The sequence below is a fragment of the Pseudomonas inefficax genome (assembly GCF_900277125.1).
Taxonomy (GTDB): Bacteria; Pseudomonadota; Gammaproteobacteria; order Pseudomonadales; family Pseudomonadaceae; genus Aquipseudomonas; species Aquipseudomonas inefficax.
On sequence record NZ_OPYN01000070.1, the window covers coordinates 72071 to 87101 of the forward strand.

Genomic DNA, 15031 nt, shown 5'->3' on the forward strand with positions numbered 1-15031 from the left:
GGGTTTTTTAATGGAAAAGACCAAGCCAGCGGCGCCGTCCTCGGTGCCGCGTCATGTCGCGATCATCATGGATGGCAACAACCGCTGGGCGAAAAAACGCCTGTTGCCCGGCGTTGCCGGGCACAAGGCGGGTGTCGACGCCGTTCGCGCGGTCATCGAAGTCTGTGCCGAGTCCGGGGTCGAGGTACTGACCCTGTTCGCTTTCTCCAGCGAGAACTGGCAGCGTCCCGCCGAAGAGGTCGGTGCGCTGATGGAGCTGTTCTTCTCGGCCCTGCGGCGCGAGGCCAAGCGCCTCAACGAGAACAACATCAGCCTGCGTATCATCGGTGACCGTTCGCGTTTCCATCCGGAGCTGCAGGCCGCCATGCGCGAAGCCGAGGCGCTGACCGCGGGCAACAACCGTTTCATCCTGCAGATCGCGGCAAACTACGGTGGCCAGTGGGACATCGCCCAAGCCGCCCAGCGGCTGGCGCGGGAAGTGCAAGCCGGGCACCTGCGCCCGGAAGACATCACTCCGGGCCTGCTGCAGACCTGCCTGGCAACCGGCGAGTTGCCGCTGCCGGACCTGTGTATCCGCACCGGTGGCGAGCACCGCATCAGCAACTTCCTGTTGTGGCAGCTGGCCTACGCCGAGCTGTACTTCTCCGACCTCTACTGGCCGGACTTCAAACACGAGGCCATGCGCAACGCCCTGGCCGATTTCGCTTCGCGCCAGCGCCGCTTCGGTAAGACCAGCGAGCAGGTCGAGGCTGGAGCTCGTGCTTAATGCTTAAACAACGCATCATTACCGCGCTGATCCTGCTGCCGATCGCGCTGGGTGGCTTCTTCCTGCTAAACGGTGGGGATTTCGCCCTGTTCATCGGCTTCGTGGTGACCCTCGGCGCCTGGGAGTGGGCGCGTCTGGCCGGGCTCATGGCCCAGCCGCTGCGCATCGCCTATGCCGCGGTCGTCGCCGGAGCGCTGATGCTGCTGTACATCCTTCCGGAGCTGGCGCCCTGGGTGCTGGGCGCTGCGGTGATCTGGTGGGGGTTGGCCACCTGGCTGGTGCTTACCTATCCGCGCAGCAGCGAGCTGTGGGCCAGTGCCGCCTGCCGGTTGCTGATCGGCCTGCTGGTCTTGCTGCCGGCCTGGCAGGGGCTGGTGCTGCTCAAGCACTGGCCGTTGGGTAACTGGCTGATCCTGTCGGTCATGGTGCTGGTGTGGGCTGCTGATATTGGCGCGTACTTCTCCGGCCGTGCCTTCGGCAAGCGCAAGCTGGCGCCTCAGGTCAGCCCAGGCAAGAGCTGGGAAGGCGTGTATGGCGGCCTGGCGGTCAGCCTGGTGATTACCCTGGTGGTCGGCATCAGTCGCGACTGGGGCTTTGGCCAGATCCTGTTGGGCCTGCTGAGTGCCGCGCTGGTGGTCATGTCTTCGGTGGTCGGAGACCTGACCGAAAGCATGTTCAAGCGCCGTTCCGGCATCAAGGACAGCAGCAACCTGTTGCCCGGCCATGGTGGGGTGCTCGACCGCATCGACAGCCTGACTGCGGCGATCCCGATTTTCGCCGTGCTGCTGTGGGCTGCCGAATGGGGTGTGATGTGAGTCTTGCGCAGCGTATTACCGTGCTCGGGGCCACCGGTTCCATTGGCCTGAGCACGCTGGACGTCATCGCCCGCCATCCTGACCGCTACCAGGTGTTCGCCCTGAGTGGCTATTCGCGTATCGATGAGTTGCAGGCCCTGTGCGTGCGCCATCGCCCGGCGTTCGCCGTGGTACCGAGCGGCGAGGCGGCCACCCGACTGCGCCACAGCCTGGCTGCGGCGGGTTGCGCCACCGAGGTGCTGGAAGGCGAGGCCGGGTTGTGCCAGGTAGCTTCTGCGTCGGAAGTGGACGTGGTGATGGCGGCCATCGTCGGCGCCGCCGGCCTGCGCCCGACCCTGGCGGCGGTCGAGGCGGGCAAGAAGGTGTTGCTGGCCAACAAGGAGGCGCTGGTGATGTCCGGCGCGCTGTTCATGGAAGCGGTGCGGCGCAGTGGTGCCGTGCTGCTGCCGATCGACAGCGAGCACAATGCGATCTTCCAGTGCATGCCCGGCGACTATGCGCGCGGCCTGAGTGCCGTCGGCGTACGCCGGATCCTGCTCACCGCCTCCGGCGGCCCATTCCGCGAGACCCCGGTCGAGGCGCTGCTGGACGTTACCCCGGAACAGGCCTGCGCGCACCCCAACTGGTCCATGGGGCGCAAGATTTCCGTGGATTCGGCCAGCATGATGAACAAGGGCCTGGAGCTGATCGAGGCCTGCTGGCTGTTCGATGCCGCACCAGCCAAGGTCGAAGTGGTGGTGCACCCGCAGAGCGTGATCCACTCCCTGGTGGACTACGTGGACGGTTCGGTGCTGGCGCAGCTGGGTAACCCGGACATGCGCACGCCCATTGCCAACGCCCTGGCCTGGCCCGAGCGGATCGATTCCGGGGTGGCGCCGCTGGACCTGTTCGCCATCGCCCGTCTGGATTTCCAGGCGCCCGACGAACAGCGCTTCCCTTGCCTGCGCCTGGCGCGGCAGGCTGCCGAGGCCGGCAACAGCGCACCGGCCGTGCTCAATGCGGCCAACGAGGTCGCGGTCGAGGCATTTCTCCAGCGGCGTATCCGCTTCCCCGAGATCGCGGGTATGATCGAACAGGTGCTCGATCAGGAGCCCGTCGTACCGCTGCCGTCGCTGGACGCGGTGTTCGCCGCCGACCAGCGTGCCCGGGAGCTTTCCCGTGAGTGGCTGAGGCGTCACGGTCGCTGATGCTGGCCCGCCACGGTTCACGAGGGGGCTGGGCATGATGCCAGCCCGCTGAACATCATTCGGAGATGGATATGACAGCGCTCTACATGATTATCGGCACCCTCGTAGCCTTGGGTGTACTGGTCACTTTCCATGAATTCGGCCACTTCTGGGTGGCGCGCCGCTGCGGTGTCAAGGTGCTGCGTTTCTCGGTGGGCTTTGGCACGCCGCTGTTGCGCTGGCATGACCGCCACGGCACCGAGTTCGTGATCGCGGCGATCCCGTTGGGTGGCTACGTCAAGATGCTCGACGAGCGCGAAGGCGATGTGCCGCCGGCGCTTGTCGAGCACTCGTTCAACCGCAAGTCCGTGCGCCAGCGCATCGCCATTGTCGCGGCGGGCCCGGTTGCCAATTTCCTGCTGGCCATCCTGTTCTTCTGGGTACTGGCGATGCTGGGCACCCAGCAGATCCGCCCGGTGATCGGTGCGGTCGATACTGGCAGCCTGGCAGCATCGGCAGGCCTGACCGCAGGTCAGGAAATCGTCTCCATCGACGGCAAGCCGACCAATGGTTGGTCTGCGGTCAACCTTCAACTGGTTCGCCGCCTGGGTGAGAGCGGCACCCTGCAAGTTGGCGTGCGCGAAGAGGGTGCCAGCGCCGAGCGCCAATTGCAGGTGAAGCTGGACAGCTGGCTCAAGGGCGCCGACGAACCGGACCCGATCCAGTCCCTGGGGCTGCACCCTTGGCGCCCGGCAATCGTGCCAGTGTTGGCTGAAATCGATCCGAAGGGGCCGGCTGCCGCTGCGGGCCTGAAAACCGGTGACAAGCTGCTGGCCCTCGATGGCGTGGCGGTGAGCGAATGGCAGCAGGTGGTCGATGCCGTGCGGGCTCGTCCACAAGCCAAGGTCATGGTGCGTGTCGAACGCGATGGTGCTTCGCTGGAGGTCCCGGTAACCCTGGCTCGCAAGGGCGAGGGCAAGGCGGCCGGCGGCTATCTTGGCGCCGGGGTAAAAGGTGGCGAATGGCCCGCCAACATGCTCCGCGAAGTCAGCTACGGCCCGCTGGATGCGGTGGGCGAGGGCTTGTCACGCACCTGGAACATGAGTGTCCTGACCCTTGAATCGCTGAAGAAAATGCTGTTCGGAGAGCTCTCGGTAAAAAACTTGAGCGGACCGATAACCATTGCTAAAGTGGCGGGCGCTTCAGCCCAGTCCGGCGTGGGGGATTTCCTGAATTTCCTGGCCTATCTGAGCATAAGCCTGGGGGTTCTTAACCTGCTGCCCATCCCGGTTCTGGATGGGGGGCATTTGCTGTTTTACCTGGTCGAGTGGGCGCGCGGTCGTCCGCTGTCGGATCGGGTGCAAGGTTGGGGGGTCCAGATCGGTATCAGTTTGGTCATAGGGGTGATGTTGCTCGCCCTGATCAACGATCTGGGTCGACTATAAAAGCTTCGCTCAATTGCGAAACCTGCCGTTTTGTCGCGGCGGGCTGTTTATTGCCAGTTGGAATAAAAGGACTTCATGAAACGTCTGCTGCTAACTGCGGTCATGTCCGCACTGATGATCGCTGAAGTTCACGCCGAGTCCTTCACCATCTCCGATATCCGCGTCAACGGCCTGCAGCGGGTTTCCGCCGGCAGTGTCTTCGGTGCCTTGCCGCTGAACGTCGGCGACCAGGCCGACGACCGCCGCCTGGTGGAGTCGACCCGTTCCCTGTTCAAGACCGGTTTCTTCCAGGACATTCAGCTGAACCGCGATGGCAATGTCCTGATCATCAACGTGGTCGAGCGCCCGTCGGTGTCGAGCATCGAGATCGAAGGCAACAAGGCGATCAGCACCGAAGACCTGATGAAGGGCCTGAAGCAATCCGGCCTGGCCGAAGGCGAGATCTTCCAGCGTGCCACCCTCGAAGGCGTGCGTAACGAGCTGCAGCGTCAGTACGTGGCCCAGGGCCGCTACTCGGCCGAGGTCGACGCCGAGGTGGTGCCGCAACCGCGCAACCGCGTGGCGCTGAAGATCAAGATCAACGAAGGCACCGTCGCCGCCATCCAGCACATCAACGTCGTTGGCAACAACGTGTTCGACGACGAGACCCTGGCGCAGCTGTTCGAGCTGAAGACCACCAACTGGCTGTCGTTCTTCAAGAACGACGACAAGTACGCCCGCGAAAAGCTCTCCGGTGACCTGGAGCGCCTGCGTTCTTACTACCTGGACCGCGGCTACATCAACATGGACATCGCCTCCACCCAGGTGTCCATCACGCCGGACAAGAAACACGTCTACATCACCGTCAACATCAACGAAGGCGAGAAGTACACCGTCCGCGACGTGAAGCTGTCCGGTGACCTGAAGGTGCCGGAAGACCAGGTCAAGTCGCTGCTGCTGGTGCAGCCTGGCCAAGTGTTCTCGCGCAAGGTGATGACCAGCACCTCCGAGCTGATCACCCGCCGCCTCGGTAACGAAGGCTACACCTTCGCCAACGTCAACGGCGTGCCGCAGCCGAACGATGAAGACCATACCGTCGACATCATGTTCGTGGTCGACCCGGGCAAGCGTGCCTACGTCAACCGCATCAACTACCGCGGCAACACCAAGACCGAAGACGAAGTGCTGCGTCGCGAAATGCGCCAGATGGAAGGCGGCTGGGCCTCGACCTATCTGATCGACCAGTCCAAGACCCGTCTGGAACGCCTGGGCTTCTTCAAGGAAGTGAACGTCGAGACCCCGCCGGTGCCGGGCACCGACGACCAGGTCGACGTCAACTACAGCGTCGAGGAGCAGGCCTCCGGCTCGATCACCGCCAGTGTCGGTTTCGCCCAGAGCGCCGGCCTGATCCTCGGTGGCTCGATCAGCCAGAGCAACTTCCTCGGTACCGGTAACAAGGTGTCCATCGGCCTGACCCGTTCGGAATACCAGACCCGCTACAACTTCGGTTTCGTTGACCCCTACTTCACTGCCGATGGCGTGAGCCTGGGCTACAACGCCTTCTACCGCAGCACCGACTACGACGACCTCGACGTCGACGTGGCCAGCTACGCGGTGGACAGCTACGGTGCGGGCGTCAGCCTCGGTTACCCGATCAGCGAGACCTCGCGCCTGACCTATGGCCTGAGCGTGCAACAGGACAAGATCAAGACCGGTAAGTACACCGTTGACGAGATCTTCGATTTCCTCGAAGAGGAAGGCGACAACTTCCTGAATTTCAAGGCCTCGATCGGCTGGTCGGAATCGACCCTGAACAAGGGCGTGCTGGCAACCCGCGGTCACTCCCAGAGCCTGACCCTGGAATCCACCATCCCGGGCAGCGACCTGTCGTTCTTCAAGCTCGACTACCGCGGCCAGCTGTTCAAGCCGATCACCAACGACTACACCCTGCGCCTGCATACCGAGCTGGGTTATGGTGACGGTTATGGCAGCACCTCGGGCCTGCCGTTCTACGAGAACTACTTCGCGGGTGGCTTCAACTCCGTCCGTGGCTTCAAGGACAGCAGCCTGGGCCCACGCAGTACCCCAAGCCGCGGCGAGGCCAACGGTGGCAAGCCAGGCACCATCGCCGACCCGGACCAGGATCCGTTGCCGTTTGGTGGCAACGTGCTGGTACAAGGTGGTGTCGAGCTGCTGTTCCCGCTGCCGTTCGTCAAGGACCAGCGCTCGCTGCGCACCTCCGTGTTCTGGGACGTGGGTAACGTGTTCGACACCAATTGCGGCAACCAGCCTGATTGCGAGAAGGTCGGTTTCTCGGGCATGGCCAGTTCGGTCGGCCTGGGCGTGACCTGGATCACCGCACTGGGCCCGCTGAGCTTCAGCCTGGCAATGCCGGTCAAGAAGCCGGACGATGCCGACACCCAGGTGTTCCAATTCTCTCTGGGCCAGACCTTCTGAGGTCGGCCCTCGCTTAATGACAACGGTTTATCCAGGAGTGCATCGTGCGTAAGTTGACCCAACTGGCCGTAATGGCCGCGGCGCTGGTCGCCACCCCGGCTTTCGCCGAAATGAAGGTTGCCGTCCTGAACTATCAGATGGCCCTGCTGGAATCTGACGCGGCCAAGAAATACGCCGTAGATGCCGAGAAGAAGTTCGGCCCGCAACTGACCAAGCTGAAAAGCCTGGAAAGCAGCGCCAAGGGCATCCAGGACCGTCTGATCAAGGGCGGCGACAAGATGCAGCAGCAGGAGCGTGAGCGCCTGGAGCTCGAGTTCAAGCAAAAAGCCCGTGACTTCCAGTTCCAGTCCAAGGAACTGAACGAAGCCAAGGCCGTTGCTGACCGCGACATGCTCAAGCAGCTGAAGCCGAAGCTGGATGGCGCTGTCGAGGAAGTGATCAAGAAAGGCGGTTACGACCTGGTACTCGAGCGTGGCGCGGTCATCGATGTCAAACCGCAGTACGACATCACCCGCCAAGTCATCGAGCGCATGAACCAAGCCCGTTGATATGACCGTGACCATGACGCTAGGCCAGTTGGCCGAGGCCCTCGGCGCCACCCTCAAGGGGCCCGAGGCGCTGCAGATTACCGGGCTGGCCACCTTGCAGGAGGCTGGCCTAGGTCAGTTGAGCTTCCTCGCCAATCCGCAGTACCGCAAATTCCTGGATAGCAGCCAGGCGGCCGCAGTGCTACTGAAGGCGGCGGACGCCGAAGGCTTTGCCGGCAATGCGCTGATCGTCGCCGACCCGTACCTGGCCTACGCGCGCATTTCCCACTTGTTCGACCCCAAACCAAAGGCTGTGGCGGGTATTCATCCCAGCGCCGTGGTGGCCGAGGACGCGCAGGTGGATGCCAGCGCCAGCATCGGGCCGTTTGCTGTCATCGAAAGCGGTGCGCGCATCGCGGCCAATGTCAGCGTGGGTGCACACTGCGTGGTCGGTGCCCGTTGCGTGATCGGTGAGGGTGGCTGGCTGGCCCCACGAGTCACTCTGTACCATGATGTGACCATCGGCAAGCGCGTGGTCATCCAGTCGGGTGCGGTGATCGGCGGTGAAGGCTTCGGCTTTGCCAACGAGAAGGGCGTGTGGCGCAAGATCGCCCAGATTGGTGGCGTGACCATCGGCGACGACGTGGAGATCGGTGTCAACACTGCGGTCGATCGCGGTGCGCTGTCGGATACGCGGATCGCTGACGGGGTCAAGCTCGACAACCAGATCCAGATCGCCCACAACGTGCAGATCGGTGAGCATACGGCCATGGCCGCCTGCGTCGGAATTTCCGGCAGCACGCGCATCGGCAAGCATTGCACCATTGCCGGAGGTGTCGGCATGGTGGGTCATATCGATGTCTGTGATAACGTTTTCGTGTCGGGGATGACCATGGTGACCCGTTCGATCACCGAACCGGGTGCCTATTCTTCCGGCACTGCCATGCAGCCACTGGCTGAATGGCGCAAGAGCGCCGCGCGTATCCGCCACCTGGACGACATGGCCAAGCGTCTCCAGCAGCTGGAAAAACGCGTCGATACCGTGACCTCAGGTGGCCAGCCGACATCAGAAGGCTGATACCATTCCCTGAGCAAGAGTGAACAGTCGCTAGCTGGCTCCTCTTTGGACTGCAAAAGGAGCGTGTGGTCAGCACCTGCGCTCCCTATTCTTATTACAGGCTTCCCCCCCGAAATGATGGACATCAACGAGATTCGCGAATACCTGCCTCACCGTTACCCGTTCCTGCTGGTGGACCGAGTGACGGATCTGGACTACGAGGCCCAGAGCATTCGTGCCTACAAGAATGTCAGCATCAACGAGCCGTTCTTCAATGGCCACTTCCCGGCGCACCCGATCATGCCGGGCGTTCTGATCATCGAAGCCATGGCCCAGGCGGCCGGCATCCTTGGCTTCAAGATGCTTGATGCCAAGCCGGCCGATGGCACCCTGTACTACTTTGTCGGCTCCGACAAACTGCGCTTCCGTCAGCCGGTGCTGCCGGGTGATCAGCTGGTGCTGGAAGCCAAGTTTCTCAGCCGCAAGAGCATGATCTGGAAGTTCGAATGCCGCGCCCTGGTCGACGGCAAGCCGGTTTGCTCGGCAGAAATCACCTGCGCGGAACGCTCCCTATGAATTCGATTGATCCTCGGGCCATTATCGATCCCTCGGCCAAACTGGCCGATGGCGTCGAGGTCGGCCCTTGGTCGATCGTTGGCCCTGATGTAGAGATCGGGGAGGGCACCGTTATCGGCCCGCATGTTGTGCTCAAAGGTCCTACCCGCATCGGCAAGCACAACCGTATCTTTCAGTTTTCCTCGATCGGCGAAGACACCCCGGACCTCAAGTACAAGGGTGAGCCAACGCGTCTGGTCATCGGTGACCACAATGTGTTCCGCGAAGGGGTGACCATTCACCGCGGTACCGTTCAGGACCGTGCGGAAACTACTGTGGGCGACCACAACCTGATCATGGCCTATGCCCACATCGGCCACGACAGCGTCATCGGCAACCACTGCATCCTGGTCAACAACACCGCCCTGGCCGGCCATGTGCACGTGGGTGACTGGGCGATCCTGTCCGGTTATACCCTCGTGCACCAGTACTGCCATATCGGTGCCCATGCGTTTTCCGGCATGGGCACGGCTATCGGCAAGGACGTCCCGGCCTTCGTCACCGTGTTCGGCAGCCCGGCCGAAGCCCGCAGCATGAACTTCGAAGGCATGCGCCGTCGGGGTTTCAGCGATGAGGTTATTCACGTGCTGCGCCGTTGCTACAAGATTGTCTATCGCCAAGGCCTGACCGTCGAAGACGCGCTCAAGGAACTGACTGAACTGGCCGCGCAACACCCTGAGGTCGAGCTGTTCCGTCAGTCGATCGTGAACTCCGCCCGCGGCATCACGCGCTGACATGGCCCAGCTTTGCGTAGCCTTGGTCGCAGGTGAGGCCAGCGGCGACATTCTGGGTTCCGGCTTGATGCGTGCCATCAAGGCCCGCCACCCCGACGTTCGGTTCATCGGCGTTGGCGGCCCCTTGATGGAAGCCGAAGGCCTGCAATCCTATTTCCCCATGGAACGTCTGGCCGTCATGGGCCTGGTCGAAGTGCTGGGGCGTCTGCGTGAGCTGCTCAAGCGCCGCAAGCTGCTGATCGAGACCTTGATCGGCGAAAAGCCCGATGTGTTCATCGGCATCGATGCCCCCGACTTCACCCTCAACATCGAACTGAAACTGCGTCAGGCCGGGATCAAGACCGTGCACTACGTCAGCCCGTCGGTCTGGGCCTGGCGGCAGAAGCGTGTGCTGAAGATTCGCGAAGGCTGCGACCTGATGCTGACGCTGTTGCCATTCGAGGCGCGGTTCTATGAAGAGCAGGGCGTGCCTGTGCGTTTCGTCGGCCATCCGTTGGCCGATACCATCCCGCTCGAAGCCGACCGCCCGGCGGCGCGTGCCGCGCTTGGCCTGGGTGAAGGGCCGGTGGTGGCGCTGATGCCGGGTAGTCGTGGCGGCGAAGTCGGGCGCCTGGGGGCGCTGTTCCTGGATGCGGCCGAACGGCTGCGCCAGCAGGTGCCAGGCGTGCGTTTCGTGCTGCCTTGTGCCAACGCCGCACGGCGCGCCCAGGTCGAGCAGATGCTTGAAGGGCGCGAGCTGCCGCTGACCCTGCTCGATGGCCACTCGCACCAGGCCCTGGCGGCCTGTGACGCGGTGCTGATCGCCTCGGGTACCGCCACCCTCGAAGCGCTGCTGTACAAGCGGCCGATGGTTGTGGCCTATCGCCTGGCGCCTCTTACCTACTGGATTCTCAAACGGCTGGTAAAGAGCCCCTACGTTTCGTTGCCGAACCTACTGGCCCAGCGGGCGTTGGTACCCGAACTGCTGCAGGACGCCGCCACCAGCGAAGCCCTGGCCAGCACCCTGGCGCCTTTGGTAGCCGATGGCAGCCAGCAGACCGAACGTTTTGACGAAATTCACCGCACCCTGCGCCGTGACGCCTCCAACCAGGCGGCCGAGGCGGTACTGGCGTTGCTCAAGGACCGCTGACATGCAAATTGGACTGGACTTCAACCTGGTCGAGGACCTGGTCGCCGGCGTCGACGAAGTGGGCCGTGGCCCGCTGTGCGGCGCGGTGGTGACCGCAGCGGTGATCCTCGACCCGGCGCGCCCGATCCTTGGCCTGAACGATTCGAAGAAGCTCACCGAAGCCAGGCGCGAGGCGCTGTTCGATGAAATCTGCGAAAAGGCCCTGAGCTTCTGCATCGCCCGCGCCGAGGTCGATGAAATCGACCGCCTGAACATCCTGCATGCCACCATGTTGGCGATGCAGCGCGCGGTGGAAGGCCTGCACATTACACCGAAGCTGGCCCTGATTGACGGTAACCGCTGCCCGAAACTGGCCGTACCGGCATCGCCGGTAGTCAAGGGGGATAGCCAGGTGCCGGCCATTGCGGCGGCGTCGATCCTGGCCAAGGTGACCCGCGACCGAGAGATGAGCGCGTTCGAGCTGATCTATCCGGGTTACGGCATTGGCGGCCACAAGGGGTACCCGACCCCGGTGCACCTCGAGGCGTTGGCACGGTTGGGGCCGACGCCCATTCATCGGCGTTCCTTTGCCCCGGTGCGGGCGGCGTGGGATGCGCGTGAAGGCGTCACCGACTCCCTGATCTGACCTCTGGGGCCGCCTTGCGGCCCTTCGCGGGCACGCCCGCTCCCACGGGTATAGCGCCGTGCCTGAGGGCGATGATATCCCTGTGGGAGCGGGCGTGCCCGCGATGGGCTGCAAAGCAGCCCCAAAACCCCCTCGCATTTAAGCTACAATCCCGCCCTTGTCGTTCAGCACTGCTACAGGATCTTCCATGTCGGTTCCCTTCGTTCACCTGCGCGTCCACTCCGAATTCTCGCTGGTCGACGGCCTGGTGCGGATCAAGCCGCTGGCCAAGGCACTGGCCGGGATGAACATGCCGGCGGTGGCGATCACCGACCAGAGCAACATGTGCTCGCTGGTCAAGTTCTACAAGACCGCCATGGGCGCCGGCATCAAGCCGATCTGCGGCGCCGACCTTTGGCTGGCCGCTGCCGATCCGGAAGCACCGCTGTCGCGCATCTGCTTCCTGGCCATGAACCCCAAGGGCTACCGCAACCTCACCGAGCTGATCTCGCGCGGCTGGACCGATGGCCAGCGCAACGGCCTGGTCATCCTTCAGCGTGAATGGATCGCCCCAGCCAGCGAGGGCCTGATCGCCCTGTCCGCCGGCAAGGAAGGGGACATCGGCATGGCCTTGCTGGCCGGCAAGGGCGATGAGGCCGAGGCCTTGCTGCGTGACTGGATGGGCATGTTCCCCGAGCGCTTCTATGTCGAAGTGCAGCGCACCAACCGCGCCCGCGACGAGGAGTACGTGCACGCCGCCGTGGCGTTGGCCGACAAGCTCGGCGCTCCGCTGGTGGCAACCAACGATGTGCGCTTCATCAAGCAGTCGGACTTCGATGCTCACGAAACCCGCGTGTGCATCGGTGAGGGCTGGACCCTCGACGACCCGCGCCGGCCAAGGATGTACAGCGACCAGCAGTACCTGAAGTCGGCCGAGGAAATGACCGAGCTGTTCAGCGACCTGCCCGACGCCATCGCCAACACCGTCGAGATCGCCAAGCGCTGCAACATCCAGGTGCAGCTGGGCAAGTACTTCCTGCCCGACTTCCCCACCCCCAACGGCATGGGCATCGATGACTACCTGCGGCATGTGTCCCACGAAGGCCTGGAAGAGCGCCTGGCAGTGCTGTGGCCGAAAGAGACCACGCCCGATTACGAAGAAAAGCGCCAGGTCTATCTCGACCGCCTGAAGTTCGAGCTGGACATCATCATCCAGATGGGCTTCCCCGGTTACTTCCTGATCGTCATGGACTTCATCAAGTGGGCCAAGAACAACGGCGTGCCGGTCGGCCCGGGCCGAGGGTCGGGTGCCGGCTCGCTGGTGGCCTACGTGCTGAAGATCACCGACCTCGACCCGCTCGCCTACGACCTGCTGTTCGAACGTTTCCTCAACCCTGAACGTATTTCCATGCCCGACTTCGACGTCGACTTCTGCATGGATGGCCGGGACCGGGTGATCGACTATGTGGCCGAAGCCTATGGCCGTAACGCGGTCAGCCAGATCATCACCTTCGGTACCATGGCGGCGAAGGCGGTGGTGCGAGACGTGGCGCGGGTGCAGGGCAAGTCCTACGGCCTGGCCGACCGCCTGTCGAAGATGATCCCGTTCGAAGTGGGCATGACCCTGGAGAAGGCCTACGAGCAGGAGGAGATCCTGCGCGACTTCCTCAAGGGCGACGAAGACGCCCGCGAGATCTGGGACATGGCCCTGAAGCTCGAGGGCGTGACCCGCGGTACCGGCAAGCACGCCGGTGGCGTGGTCATCGCCCCGACCAAGCTCACCGACTTTTCGCCGATCGCCTGTGACGAAGAGGGCGGCGGCCTGGTAACCCAGTTCGACAAGGATGACGTCGAGGCTGCCGGCCTGGTGAAGTTCGACTTCCTCGGCCTGCGCACCCTGACCATCATCAAGTGGGCGATGGAGATCATCAACCGCGAGCAGGCCAAGAAGAACCTGCCCGATGTGAACATCGACTTCATCCCGCTGGACGACCGCAAGACCTACGAGCTGTTGCAGAAGGCCGAAACCACGGCGGTGTTCCAGCTTGAATCGCGGGGCATGAAAGAGCTGATCAAGAAGCTCAAGCCCGACTGCCTGGAAGACCTTATCGCACTGGTGGCGCTGTTCCGCCCGGGCCCGCTGCAGTCGGGCATGGTGGACGACTTCATCAACCGCAAGCACGGCCGCGCCGAGCTCGCCTACCCTCATCCTGACTACCAGTACGAAGGCCTGAAACCGGTGCTCGCACCGACCTACGGCATCATCCTGTACCAGGAACAGGTGATGCAGATCGCCCAGGTGATGGCTGGCTACACCCTCGGCGGCGCCGACATGCTGCGCCGTGCGATGGGTAAGAAGAAGCCCGAGGAGATGGCCAAGCAGCGCGGTGGTTTCATCGAAGGTTGTGCCAACAACAATATCGATGCAGACCTGGCCGGTAACATCTTCGACCTGGTGGAAAAGTTCGCCGGCTACGGCTTCAACAAATCCCACTCCGCCGCCTATGGCCTGGTGTCGTACCAGACTGCCTGGCTGAAAACCCACCACCCGGCGGCGTTCATGGCTGCGGTGTTGTCGGCGGATATGCACAACACCGACAAGGTGGTGGTGCTGGTCGAAGAAGTGCGCAACATGAAGCTGCGCCTCGACGCGCCGGACGTGAACTTCTCCGACTTCAAGTTCACCGTGAACAACGACGGGCGCATCGTCTACGGCCTGGGTGCCATCAAGGGCGTCGGCGAAGGCCCGGTGGAGGCCATCGTCGAGGCCCGCGCGCAGGGTGGCCCGTTCAAGGACCTGTTCGATTTCTGTGAGCGCATCGACCTCAAGCGGGTCAACAAGCGTACCCTCGACGCGCTGATCCGCAGTGGCGCGCTGGACCGCCTGGGCCCGCACTTCCATGACGAGATCAAGGCCTACCAGGCCAACATCGACATCAACCGGGCAACCTTGCTCTCGGCGCTGGGCGAGGCCATCAAGTCTGCCGAGCAGGCCGCCCACACCGCTGACAGTGGCCACGTCGACCTGTTCGGCGGCATGTTCGAAGAGGCGGATGCCGACGTCTACGCCAACCACCGCAAGGTGCGCGAACTCACCCTCAAGGAACGCCTGAAGGGCGAGAAGGATACCCTTGGCCTGTACCTCACCGGCCATCCGATCGACGAGTACGAGACCGAGATTCGCCGCTTTGCCCGCCAGCGCATCATCGACCTCAAGCCGTCACGCGAGACTCAGACCATCGCCGGCATGATCATTGCGCTGCGGGTGATGAAGAACAAGAAGGGCGACAAGATGGGCTTCGTCACCCTGGACGACCGTTCCGGGCGCATCGAGGCGTCGCTGTTCGCCGATGCCTTCATGGCGGCACAGTCCTTGCTGCAGACCGATGCCATGGTGGTTGTCGAAGGCGAGGTCAGCAACGACGATTTCTCCGGTGGCCTGCGCCTGCGGGTGAAGCAGGTGATGACCATGGAGGATGCGCGCACCAAGCTGGCCGAAAGCCTGCGCCTGAAGGTGGCACACGAAGCGCTCAAGGGCGACCGGCTGAAGTGGCTGGGCGAGCTGATTACCCGCCACCGCGGCGCCTGCCCGATCACCCTCGAGTACACCGGCAGCGACGCCAAGGCCATGCTGCAGTTCGGCGAGCAGTGGGCGATCGACCCGGCCGATGGGCTGATTCAGGCGCTGCGTGACCAGTTCGGGCGTGAGAACGTCTTCCTGCAATATCGTTGAACCG

General features: G+C 63.3%; 12 protein-coding genes. All 12 read left to right on the forward strand.

The annotated features are described in order from the left end of the window. Positions 1 to 10 precede the first annotated feature (10 nt). The 12 genes from uppS to dnaE all read left to right on the forward strand — a co-directional run bounded on the left by uppS (position 11) and on the right by dnaE (position 15027). Positions 11 to 766 (forward strand): polyprenyl diphosphate synthase, encoded by a 756-nt coding sequence (gene uppS / locus JV551A3_RS07970; RefSeq protein ID WP_015269194.1) that lies wholly within the window; start codon positions 11 to 13, stop codon positions 764 to 766. Then, on the forward strand, positions 766 to 1581 hold the full coding sequence (locus tag JV551A3_RS07975; RefSeq protein WP_133970539.1) for a phosphatidate cytidylyltransferase: 816 nt from the start codon (positions 766 to 768) through the stop codon (positions 1579 to 1581). Before uppS ends, JV551A3_RS07975 begins: the two co-directional genes overlap by 1 nt. Further along, a complete protein-coding gene (ispC, locus tag JV551A3_RS07980; protein ID WP_133970540.1) occupies positions 1578 to 2768 on the forward strand; it encodes a 1-deoxy-D-xylulose-5-phosphate reductoisomerase in 1191 nt (396 codons plus the stop codon). The genes JV551A3_RS07975 and ispC overlap by 4 nt, the downstream gene beginning before the upstream one ends. Before the next feature lie 71 nt (positions 2769 to 2839). Continuing rightward, positions 2840 to 4192 (forward strand): RIP metalloprotease RseP, encoded by a 1353-nt coding sequence (rseP, locus tag JV551A3_RS07985; protein WP_133970541.1) that lies wholly within the window; start codon positions 2840 to 2842, stop codon positions 4190 to 4192. A gap of 75 nt (positions 4193 to 4267) precedes the next feature. Beyond that, the gene (gene bamA / locus JV551A3_RS07990; RefSeq protein WP_112251051.1) at positions 4268 to 6628 is read left to right on the forward strand and encodes an outer membrane protein assembly factor BamA; all 2361 of its coding nucleotides are present in this window, start codon (positions 4268 to 4270) and stop codon (positions 6626 to 6628) included. Positions 6629 to 6672: 44 nt separating this feature from the next. Continuing rightward, positions 6673 to 7176: an OmpH/Skp family outer membrane protein gene (locus JV551A3_RS07995; RefSeq protein WP_112251053.1), complete on the forward strand. Its 504-nt coding sequence runs from the start codon at positions 6673 to 6675 to the stop codon at positions 7174 to 7176. A 1-nt stretch (position 7177) separates the two neighbouring features. Then, positions 7178 to 8233 carry a UDP-3-O-(3-hydroxymyristoyl)glucosamine N-acyltransferase gene (lpxD, locus tag JV551A3_RS08000; protein WP_133970542.1) on the forward strand — a complete coding sequence of 352 codons (1056 nt, stop codon included), beginning with the start codon at positions 7178 to 7180 and terminating at the stop codon, positions 8231 to 8233. Between the two features lie 114 nt (positions 8234 to 8347). Next, positions 8348 to 8788, forward strand: coding sequence for a 3-hydroxyacyl-ACP dehydratase FabZ (gene fabZ, locus JV551A3_RS08005; RefSeq protein WP_028634990.1), 441 nt, complete (start codon positions 8348 to 8350; stop codon positions 8786 to 8788). Further along, on the forward strand, positions 8785 to 9561 hold the full coding sequence (gene lpxA / locus JV551A3_RS08010) for an acyl-ACP--UDP-N-acetylglucosamine O-acyltransferase (RefSeq protein ID WP_112251055.1): 777 nt from the start codon (positions 8785 to 8787) through the stop codon (positions 9559 to 9561). Before fabZ ends, lpxA begins: the two co-directional genes overlap by 4 nt. A gap of 1 nt (position 9562) precedes the next feature. Further along, positions 9563 to 10690 carry a lipid-A-disaccharide synthase gene (lpxB, locus tag JV551A3_RS08015; RefSeq protein WP_133970543.1) on the forward strand — a complete coding sequence of 376 codons (1128 nt, stop codon included), beginning with the start codon at positions 9563 to 9565 and terminating at the stop codon, positions 10688 to 10690. Position 10691: 1 nt separating this feature from the next. Next, the gene (gene rnhB / locus JV551A3_RS08020) at positions 10692 to 11315 is read left to right on the forward strand and encodes a ribonuclease HII (RefSeq protein ID WP_133970544.1); all 624 of its coding nucleotides are present in this window, start codon (positions 10692 to 10694) and stop codon (positions 11313 to 11315) included. Between the two features lie 187 nt (positions 11316 to 11502). Further along, entirely contained in the window at positions 11503 to 15027 is a 3525-nt protein-coding gene (gene dnaE, locus JV551A3_RS08025) for a DNA polymerase III subunit alpha (RefSeq protein ID WP_133970545.1), read from the forward strand. Positions 15028 to 15031 lie beyond the last annotated feature (4 nt).